This is a genomic window from Bifidobacterium sp. UTBIF-68 (genome assembly GCF_006408855.1).
Taxonomy (GTDB): Bacteria; Actinomycetota; Actinomycetes; order Actinomycetales; family Bifidobacteriaceae; genus Bifidobacterium; species Bifidobacterium reuteri.
Genome location: NZ_JFAN01000038.1, coordinates 40,572 through 49,923 on the forward strand (window position 1 = coordinate 40,572; position 9,352 = coordinate 49,923).

At 60.6% G+C, this 9,352-nt stretch carries 9 protein-coding genes and 1 tRNA gene; 3 read left to right on the top strand and 7 right to left on the bottom strand.

What is annotated here, in order from left to right; genetic code table 11:
* Nucleotides 1-20: 20 nt before the first annotated feature.
* From BW14_RS10140 to BW14_RS10155, 4 genes are all read right to left on the bottom strand, one after another.
* Complete coding sequence (locus BW14_RS10140; protein WP_140490499.1) at nt 21-1,022, bottom strand: NAD(P)H-dependent glycerol-3-phosphate dehydrogenase; 1,002 nt, start codon at nt 1,020-1,022, stop codon at nt 21-23.
* 79 nt (nt 1,023-1,101) lie between these two features.
* Entirely contained in the window at nt 1,102-2,019 is a 918-nt protein-coding gene (locus BW14_RS10145) for a 1-acyl-sn-glycerol-3-phosphate acyltransferase (RefSeq protein WP_140490501.1), read from the bottom strand.
* A gap of 307 nt (nt 2,020-2,326) precedes the next feature.
* Nucleotides 2,327-2,716: a Rid family detoxifying hydrolase gene (locus BW14_RS10150; RefSeq protein ID WP_181162375.1), complete on the bottom strand. Its 390-nt coding sequence runs from the start codon at nt 2,714-2,716 to the stop codon at nt 2,327-2,329.
* 157 nt (nt 2,717-2,873) lie between these two features.
* A tRNA-Arg gene (locus BW14_RS10155) sits at nt 2,874-2,949 on the bottom strand.
* A gap of 97 nt (nt 2,950-3,046) precedes the next feature.
* Here BW14_RS10155 and BW14_RS10160 point away from each other — a divergent pair.
* A complete protein-coding gene (locus tag BW14_RS10160) occupies nt 3,047-3,673 on the top strand; it encodes a hypothetical protein (RefSeq protein WP_140490505.1) in 627 nt (208 codons plus the stop codon).
* A gap of 84 nt (nt 3,674-3,757) precedes the next feature.
* Here BW14_RS10160 and BW14_RS10165 read toward each other — a convergent pair whose 3' ends face one another.
* From BW14_RS10165 to BW14_RS10175, 3 genes are all read right to left on the bottom strand, one after another.
* The gene (locus BW14_RS10165; RefSeq protein ID WP_140490507.1) at nt 3,758-4,729 is read right to left on the bottom strand and encodes a tetratricopeptide repeat protein; all 972 of its coding nucleotides are present in this window, start codon (nt 4,727-4,729) and stop codon (nt 3,758-3,760) included.
* A gap of 140 nt (nt 4,730-4,869) precedes the next feature.
* Nucleotides 4,870-5,874, bottom strand: a complete 1,005-nt coding sequence (locus BW14_RS10170) for a hypothetical protein (RefSeq protein ID WP_044089425.1) — start codon at nt 5,872-5,874, stop codon at nt 4,870-4,872.
* 23 nt (nt 5,875-5,897) lie between these two features.
* On the bottom strand, nt 5,898-7,082 hold the full coding sequence (locus tag BW14_RS10175) for a hypothetical protein (RefSeq protein ID WP_140490520.1): 1,185 nt from the start codon (nt 7,080-7,082) through the stop codon (nt 5,898-5,900).
* Between the two features lie 259 nt (nt 7,083-7,341).
* Here BW14_RS10175 and BW14_RS10180 point away from each other — a divergent pair, with 259 nt between their 5' ends.
* Both BW14_RS10180 and nucS read left to right on the top strand, forming a co-directional pair.
* A complete protein-coding gene (locus BW14_RS10180) occupies nt 7,342-8,313 on the top strand; it encodes an FKBP-type peptidyl-prolyl cis-trans isomerase (RefSeq protein WP_044089393.1) in 972 nt (323 codons plus the stop codon).
* A 188-nt stretch (nt 8,314-8,501) separates the two neighbouring features.
* Nucleotides 8,502-9,221: an endonuclease NucS gene (nucS, locus tag BW14_RS10185; RefSeq protein WP_044089391.1), complete on the top strand. Its 720-nt coding sequence runs from the start codon at nt 8,502-8,504 to the stop codon at nt 9,219-9,221.
* The last annotated feature ends 131 nt before the right edge of the window (nt 9,222-9,352 follow it).

Sequence of the window (9,352 nt, forward strand, 5' to 3'; positions counted from 1 at the left end):
GGCATCAACCTATAGGTAGCCTACTCGGCCGTGACCTCACTGCCAAACAATCCGGCCAGCATTTCAGCGCAGGAAATGCCCTCGTTGAGCACGCGGCTCATCTGATACGCCAACGGGGTCGGCACACCCAGCTGCTTGCCCAACGCCACCACGGCATCGGTGGTAGGTACGCCTTCGGCCACACCATTGCTCACCCTAGTGGCCTCCTCCACGCTCAGGCCTTTGCCGAGGTTCGAGCCGAACGTGTAATTGCGGGAAAGGGGCGAACCACAGGTGGCAATCAGATCGCCCACACCGGCGAGACCGGCGAAAGTCTTCGGATCGGCGCCTGCGGCCGCGCCCAACGCGGTCAGCTCGGCAAGGCCACGGGTCTCGATCATGGCGGCCGTGTTCTCGCCGTATCCGGCACCGCGCGCCATACCCACGGCGAGCGCAGTCACATTCTTCAGGCTGCCGCACATCTCCAGACCGATCACATCAGTGGTGACGAATGGCTTGAAATAATCCGTGGTGCAGGCTTCAGCGACCTTGCGCGCATTCTCGATATCCGCGCAACCCACCACGGTGGCGGCAGGGTTGCGCAATGCGATCTCCTTGGACAGGTTCGGGCCGGAAATGGCGGCGAACCGTTCTGCAGGCAGATCGAGCGTCTCACGCACCACTTCATCCATACGCTTGTTGGTATTGCGCTCGATGCCCTTCATCAGGCTGACCACAATGGCGTCCTCGGGAATCAGATTCTTGAACTCGGCGAGCGCCACACGCGCGAACTGCGCGGCGATGGCCACCACCACGATGTCGGCGTCCTTCACGGCCTCGGCACGATCGCCGGTCGCGGTCATGTTGTCCGGCAGCTGTTCCACGACAGGCAGACGAACCGCGTTGCGGTGGTGGTCGCGGATGCCCTCCACAATCTCCGGTTCGATCGCCCACATGGTCACGGCGTTGCCGGCATCCGCCAGAACCTGGCCGAAGGTGGTACCCCATGCTCCTGCACCAAGTACCGTTACTTTCTTACCCATGATGTTTTACTCCTTCGTCTGTCGCATGGGGTTCTATAATTCCTACCCTCACTCGGCTATCGCCTCGCTCAGGCGTCGCTTACTGCGCCGGGAAAGGGCCGCCTGCTTCAGGCCATGGCTTGCGGGACATACTCCGATAGTCCCAGTAGCCTTCAGCAGGAAACTGTTCGCCACGAATCTCAGCCAGTACGGTATTCATGCGCTTGAGCACGCGCCACATCAGTTCGTTCACCAATTCGGCTGGCGGCTCTTCGCCCCATGAGTCCATATCCGCGAGCAGATCGGCATAGTCAAGCGCATGGTCATAGCACATGACCACATTCTTGCGCGGCCACGGCCACCAGTGGTTGATGGATGCCGCACCCCACGTCACTGCGGGATACAACGGGACCTGACGCCCGAGCCTGCGCGAGGATTCCAAAGCGATATACCCCACGCCTTCCTTGATGCTCATCACCCATTTCTTCGGGTCACGGGTCACCGTGCCCTCCGGCCAGACCGTCAACGGACGACCGGATGTAAGAATCTCAATGGAGGTTTCCTCAATCTGCTTGGCCTTGCCGGAATGTCGTTGCACCGGCTGCATGCCAACCAATTGGAACCATCTGCCAATCAACGGCCACTTCGCCATCTCCGCCTTGGCCATGTATCGCGGGCGACGACCCATGTGGAACAGACTCGCCATCGGCACAAACACGTCGAACATGGTTATATGGCTGGCTGCGGTGATGAACGGCCCATCTTCGGGCACCTGCTCCAGACCCCATGCGCGCGTCTTGCAGCTGGCGCGGAACACCACATCCACTCCGGTGAGCAGACGCTTGGTGGCCTTGGGATTCTGCGCGTTGATTTCGTCGAGTTTGGCCTTGCGCCCCGGACCGGTGGGGTAATCGTGCATAGGGTCTACAAGTTTATGCCGCTGGCCGAGTGTCGCGACCTGCGCGTCACTGAGCGGGCTCACGGCCGAACGCGGTGACGGTTTTCCTTTGGATGCCATGACCACTATTGTTGCACGGTCCCCTGCCGAATCGGCGCACATCGTTAATCGTTGCGCGGACAATCCGTTCAGCCGTCTGCACACCCCTGTTTCCGGCTCACGCGGGAATTACTTGCGCTCACCAACCGTCAGCGCAACGATTTCCCGAGACAAACGGCTCGGGCGGGAATTACTTGCACTGACTGTTGCCCAGCACAAAGATTTCCCACCCAAGCAGTTTGTTTCATACAGAGTGACGCTTATACAACCCGCAATCTGCAACGGCGCCCACAGCCGCCACGCGCAGCACGGCCGCAACCGCCCCAAATCAGAGCGCGGCGATGGCGTCGATCTCCACAAGCGCGCCCTTGGGGATATCGTTGCCGCCAAAGGCCACGCGGGCGGGCTTCACGGAACCGATGAACACCTCAGCATAGCGGGCATCCACCTCCTTGAAGTCCTCGACGTTCTTCAGGTAGATGGTGGCGCGCACGACATGCTCGATGCCGGTACCTGCGGTGTCCAGAATGCACTTGATGTTCTTCAATGCCTGTGCTGCCTGCTCACCGGCGGTTTCACCGGCCAGTTCGCCGGTGGCCGGGTCGATGCCCAGCTGGCCGGAGACGAACACGAACCCATTGGCCTTCACCGCCTGGCTGTACGCGCCCAGCGCCGCCGGCGCTTCAGAAGTAGCGACCGCTTCCATCTTCTCGCTCATCATCATTGTCCTTCCATGATGTGATGCGCACGCCATCGTGTCACGAAAAGTGCCGACCACACGCATCAATATGCCTTCACCGGCTTGTTGCCGATTACGTCGCAGTCTAGCGGCTTGCGGTATCCGGGCGATTGCAATGCCCGCCATACGGCCATTCTGGTGGGCCCAAAGGGGATCGAACCCTCGACCTTCTGTTCCGGAGACAGACGCTCTATCCACTGAGCTACGGACCCAAACAATTTCTCCACTGTACACCATCCCCGGCACGAACACGGCACATGACTGGCATCGGCAGTTCGTCGCCCCCGAAGTACGCCCTACAATGGGGTTATGTCGGAACTTACAGATGACTTCGAATACGAGCGCCGCTTTTTCTGCCGCGAATTCCCCGCGGAATACGATGACGGCGATGCGCCGACCCTCATCATCCAGAGCTATTACGTGCACGCCGACAATTACGCGCTACGTATCCGTTTGACTTCGCACACATTGCGTGTGCCGATGACCGCGGACGTCAATCCGATGGATGTGCTGGACCAGCATCGCGAGCGCTTCACCGAAGCCTATGTCACGGTCAAGGGCCCCTCCGTGGGAGGCACACGGTACGAAGTGGAACGGGAGATCGATACGCGCATCGCCGCGGAACTGGTCAAGCGAGGCGGAGCCATCATCATCAAAAACCGTTATTCCGCGTGGATCGCGGAAGACGGCTGGAGCATCGATGTATTCGGTGGCGGCAATGCGCCGCTGATCGTCGCCGAGGCAGAACGATCAAGTCCGGTGACGAACCTCACCATACCTAAGTTCTGCATCACCGAAATCACCGATCAGGCCAGGTTCAACAATGACGGGCTGGCCGCGCGCCCGTTCGGCGAATGGGCCGGCGATTTCGAGGCCGAACTCGCCACAAGCGGCCCGCATTTCCAGCAGTACTTCGGAACGAACAGAATGGCGTAATCCGCTCCGCCACGACCAGAGTCAGCACTCGCCCCGACCAGAGTCAGCACCTCTCAGTACAGCTCAGTACCGCTTCAGTACCTCTCAGTACATCAGCGTGGCGAGGCGACGGCGTGCGCGGGCCAGACGCGGATCAGTAGGTTCCGGAATGGCGAAATACTCCAGCAGACGCTTGCGCACCGGCTCGATGTCCGCCTTGTGGCCGGCGGCCAGATAGTCCAGCAGCCGATCAAACGCATCCTGAATCTGCCCGCCGATCATATCGATATCAGCCACGGCCAATTGCGCATCCACGTCATCGGGAGCGGCGGCTGCGGCGGCACGGACCTCCCGCACATTCGCCTGACCGGAGCGGGCCAGCAGCAGCGCCTTGGCGCGTTCGCGGGCGGCGAGCGCATCGCCCGGGTTCATCTCCAGCACATGCTCGTATTCGGCTGCGGCACCGGCGTAATCACCCTCCTCTGCAAGGCGGTGCGCCTCGGCATGCTCGGGCGGCACCTGCTGTGCCGCGTCGGCACCGGATGCCGCAGCGCTCTTGGCCGCATCGGAATCGGGGTCCCCGGAATACGGGGCGGTGCCGCTGACCCCAGCCTGGGCGGCGGCCTGGATGATCTTCGGGATGACCTCATCGCACAGCTGCTTGAGCTCATCATCGCCGGGCAGCCCCTGCAGCAATGGCATCGGACGGCCGCCGATCAGCGCGAACAGCGCGGGTGCCCCCTGCACCTGAAGTGCCTGGGCGATTGAGGCGTTGGTGGAGATGTCGATACGGGACAGCTGGATCTTGCCGTTCAACGCGTTGACGGCATCACCCAGCGCACGCGCCATCGGGAAGAGGCGGTCATCGGTCGGAATCCACAGCAGCAGCAGAATCGGGAATGTGGCAGAGGTCTGTACCATCGCCTGGAACGTATTCTCCGTGGTGTCTATCACATAAGCGCCTGCAGCCGGAGCTCCCCCGGCCTGACCAGGCTCAGCCTTGACCTGGTGCTTCAGCGCCTCCAAATCGACCGCGCCCGCCAGAGATACTCCCGGATTGAACTGCTGATCAGCCATACCATGCCTCCACATGTAATCGCGCATGGCCACACATGCCTGCGCATAACAAAACGATGCTGGAACCGATTGTAGTTCCAGCATCGAAAGAACCGCGCTTCATTGCCCTTGCTCAGCGATAGGCGGACACGACGAACGCGTCACAGCGCCTCCACCTTGACCGGCTGCCGATCGGCACCGACCGCGGTGATCTGAGCACCGTCGCCGGACTGCGGAACGTACAGCGCCACCACGTTCACATAGGTGACCTTCATGATGCTGGTGTAATGGTCGGAATTGTAGAGGATTCTCTCATCGTCGGACGCGGGCTGGGATTCTCGGCCGTCGCCTGCCTGGCGGGTCCATGTCGAATCGATGCGTCCGACCACCAGATCGCCGCCGTCGGCGGTGCGCATCACCCACATCTGGTCCGGCACTGCGGTGAACGTCTGCTGCTGCGTACCGTTGTTTCGTGCGATGCCTTCCTGAACCGTGCTGGTCAATGATGCGATACGCTGGCGGAGCATATCGTCGGTGAACGTCGAGGCGTACTGGCTGCTGGAGCCGTTCTGCAGCACGTCGGCATACTGGGTGAGCGCATCGGTCGGCGTGGCCACCAGACCGGTGTCCTTGGCGGTGCCCATCTGCGAACCGTGCGTGGGAATCTCGAACTTCGGCATGCTCACGCCATCGAACAGACGCGCCATGGCAACCAGCTTGTAGTTCTCACGCGCGCTGTTCTGGTTGAGCACCAGCAGACGCTGTGACTGCTGGTCTTCGGTGGTCGTGGTGATGGTGAACACCGAACGCGGCCAGCCGTCATCGGTGGGAATCACGACCTGCGACACATCCTTGGGGATGGTCGCATATTTGTTCATGCTGCCGCTCTTCTGTGCGATGGTCACCTGACTGGCACGGATCTCCAGTTGCGGGCCAGCCATCACCGCCTTGTAGCCATCTGCGGACTTCGCCGCGTCGGCCTCATCCAATGTCTCAAGAATCTTGGTCCGGATCTTCTTCTCCTGCGCCTCGGTCAGGTCAGGCGAAGGTTGCGAGGCGGCAGGCGCTTCAGCGGTCGGCAGCTGCCCTTCGCATGCGGCCAATGGCAGCACCAGAGCCAATGCAGCGGCGGCCGTCGCGCCAAGTTTTACCCAGCCATGTCTCATCAAGCCATGCATCCGTTTGCTCATCACTTCCCCTCCTCCTGCTGATCGACGTGTGTATCGGTGCTGTCAGCGTCCGCATCATCCCCGGTGTTCGTATCTGCGGCCTGCCCATCCTGCACTTCCCGGGCCAAACGGGAGAAGTACGCCTGCAGTTCGTCAGGGGTGATTACTGAAGTCGCCTGATCATCGAACGAACCGGCGCGCCCGCTATGTCCATAACTATGACCAGCGCTGTGCGCACCGTCCGCACCGCCAAGCTGAGTTCCGGTTTCGGCACCGGACTCCGCAGCCTCGAACACATCATGCTCTGGCTGCGCTGATTGCTCTGATTGTTCGGACTGCTGGGCCTGCTGGTCCGCGACCATATTGCGCGCCGCGGGATCCACGATCACCGGGGTCTCGATCTGCTCGGATTCCAATTCCGGCTCGTTCTTCGCGCCACGGCGATGTGCGGCATGGCGGCGACGCTTGCGCGCAGGCACGGACTCCGGCAGCTTGGTGCCGACCAGCCCCTGCTCAACCCGCTCGGCAAACGACAAATCGGTATGGATGACGGCCTTGCCTTCCACCATACGTTTGCGACGCTTATGCGGAGGCATGGCGAACACGGAGGCGCAGAGGACGGCGACCACTGCCAGCAGGCCGCCGGACAGATAGAACGGCATCGCGAAATCAGGCACCTGCGAGCGCACCCAGCGCATCGAAATCTCGGCGCTTGACGCATCCTTGCCCAAATCGACGATAGCCACGGTGGAATCGGCGGTCTTGGTGCTGGTCAATGTCACTTCGCCCTTGCCGCACTTGACCTGCGACCACATGTCCGAATCCTTGAATGCCACGGCGTTGTCATCGCTGGCCTCGGAGGCGGCCCCCGTGGCCTTGCCTTGCTGCGTGGCGAGCGAAGTCCACGACGCCAATCCGGTGATGCGCTGATACGACGACTCGGACGCCACCCAGCCGGCTACATCCTTGGACGTGCCAAGCGCCACGCACACCTGCATCGACGACGAGCTCGGCTTCACGTTCAGCGTGGCGTTCCGATCCAGCAGCGGCAATACGCCGGGATCGGTGACGACATATTGGGTGCCGCTGATTGTCGCACTGGCGTTGATGATGCTGGACGGCTTCCACATCGTGGCATTCAGAATTCCCAATGCCACGGATGCCACGGCCAGCAAGCCGAAAATAGGCGTCACGATGCCGCGCATGATCATGGCATGACGGGTCGGACGCGCGGCACGCTTCGGCTCGCCGTCCTTGTTCTCCCCCGGATTTCCCGCCTCGGATCCCTGCCCCTCAACGCGGTTCTCCAATGGATCGATGACATCCTGACTTGGATTCATGGTCTGTTCTTGAGCACTCATAACGACACTATTCTACAATCCGAACCTGTCCATTGCCTAGGAACTCGTCTGAACCGTTGCCGGCGAACGAAAAAATCAGGGTTTGACGGTACTCTGGTGAGCCATGCGTAAGTCTCAATTCCGCCCGCTGTCCAAAGCCGCAGCGCTGGCATGCTCACTGGTCATGTGCGCTTCGCTGGCCGCATGTTCAGGCTCCTCCAGCTCTTCCGATTCTTCCGATTCCAAGAATTCCAACGATTCCTCGGCATCCTCGTCCGCGAGGCAGATCGCCGGCGTGACCGCCACCGGCAAACTCGGCGAGAAGCCGACGATTTCCTTCAACACTCCGATGACCGTCTCCGACGGCTCCTATGTGGTGCTGCAGAAAGGTGATGGCGAGACCATCGAGGAAGGCGATCGCGTATGCGCGCAGGGCATAGCCCTGAATGTCAAGGACGGCACCGAGCTCATGGACACCTGGACCAAGAACACCCCGGATTGTTCGCTCAAGGTGGATTCCTCGACCCTCTCCTCCACCTACTACAACCAGATCAAGGGCGCGAAAATCAACACCACCATCGGTTTCGGCGTCAATGACAACGACTCGTCAGGCTACTCGTACATCCTGGCGATGACGTTCGTCTCCAAGTCCAAGGATCTTGAGAAGGCCACTGGCGAGGAGGTCAAGGATGTGCCCGCCAACCTGCCGAAGGTGACCCGCGCCAAGGATGGCAAGCCCTCAGTCGATATGAACGGTCAGGGTTCTGTGGACAGTCTGGTGACGCAGACGCTTATCAAGGGTTCCGGCAAGACCCTGACCGATTCGGATACCGCCGTGGTCAAGTACACCGGCTGGCTTACGAATGGCAAGCAGTTCGACTCCTCGTGGGACAAGAACACCACGTTCGACGCCGACCTGTCGGCCAGCGGCCAGATCATCTCCGGATGGAAGCAGGGGCTGATCGGTCAGACCGTCGGCTCGCAGGTGCTGCTCGTGATTCCGCCGGACTTGGGTTACGGCGCCGATGGCTCCGGGGACACGATTCCGGGCAACTCCACGCTGGTGTTCGTGATCGACATCCTCGCCGCGTACTGATTGCCTCGTACGCCGTGAATCGCGTATGGAATGGGGCGAAACATAAGTCATTGACAACAGTGGCTTATGTTTCGCCCCATTGTTGTATGGGAAAGTGGAGCGAAACATAAGCCGATACCGTTGCTTCTCTGCGGCGCTCCTCTCCCCGCCCACAACAATCACCATGCATTGCATTACAGTGGTGGCTTATGCGAATCATTGTTGCCGACTGTGCTGCCGAATACTCCGGCCGTCTCAACGCCTCATTGCCGCTGGCCAAGCGGGTGCTGCTTATCAAGGCCGACTCCAGTTTGTTGATCTTCTCCGAACTGGGATCCTATAAACCGCTTAATTGGATGACCGCCCCCTGCACCATTCGCGAAATGACGCCAGCCGACACCGACTCTGTCGACACCGACTCTGTCAACGAGAACGATATTCCCGAAAAAGTGCTGCGTGTCACTGCCGACAAAGGGTCGGATGTGCTCGAAGTCACGCTGTACCGCGTGTACTCCGACCAGACATACGATTTGGGCGAGGATCCGGGATTAATCAAGGACGGTGTGGAGGATCATCTGCAGCGCTATCTCGCCGAGCAGATCGAACGCATCGGCAAGGGCGCGAAACTGGTCCGCCGCGAGTATCCCACCGCCATCGGTCCGGTAGACATCATGGCCATCAATGCGGATGGCGAGCATGTGGCCGTGGAGATCAAACGTCATGGTGGCATCGATGGCGTGGAGCAATTGACGCGATACTGTGAGCTGCTCAATCGCGATCCATTGCTTGCTCCTGTGCACGGCATCTTCGCCGCGCAGACCATCACGCCGCAGGCCCAGGTGCTGGCCAAGGATCGTGGCTTCACGTGTCTGATCCTCGACTATGACGAGATGAAAGGCACCGAGGACGATTCCCTGCGCCTGTTCTAGGGTGCGATAAGACCTACTGTGCTGTGGCGAATTGTGAACGGCGCACAAAGCTGTTCGCGCGTCTTCTGCGCCACGCGAATGCAATAACCATGATTGTGCAGTGGCGTGACACGCGCCCCTCGGGTTATTGG

Coding starts and splice junctions, on each gene's coding strand:
- BW14_RS10140 (WP_140490499.1), bottom strand. CDS start 1,022: ATGGGTAAGAAAGTAACGGTACTTGGTGCAGGAGCATGGGGTACCACC.
- BW14_RS10145 (WP_140490501.1), bottom strand. CDS start 2,019: ATGGCATCCAAAGGAAAACCGTCACCGCGTTCGGCCGTGAGCCCGCTC.
- BW14_RS10150 (WP_181162375.1), bottom strand. CDS start 2,716: ATGAGCGAGAAGATGGAAGCGGTCGCTACTTCTGAAGCGCCGGCGGCG.
- BW14_RS10160 (WP_140490505.1), top strand. CDS start 3,047: ATGTCGGAACTTACAGATGACTTCGAATACGAGCGCCGCTTTTTCTGC.
- BW14_RS10165 (WP_140490507.1), bottom strand. CDS start 4,729: ATGGCTGATCAGCAGTTCAATCCGGGAGTATCTCTGGCGGGCGCGGTC.
- BW14_RS10170 (WP_044089425.1), bottom strand. CDS start 5,874: ATGAGACATGGCTGGGTAAAACTTGGCGCGACGGCCGCCGCTGCATTG.
- BW14_RS10175 (WP_140490520.1), bottom strand. CDS start 7,082: ATGCGCGGCATCGTGACGCCTATTTTCGGCTTGCTGGCCGTGGCATCC.
- BW14_RS10180 (WP_044089393.1), top strand. CDS start 7,342: ATGCGTAAGTCTCAATTCCGCCCGCTGTCCAAAGCCGCAGCGCTGGCA.
- nucS (WP_044089391.1), top strand. CDS start 8,502: ATGCGAATCATTGTTGCCGACTGTGCTGCCGAATACTCCGGCCGTCTC.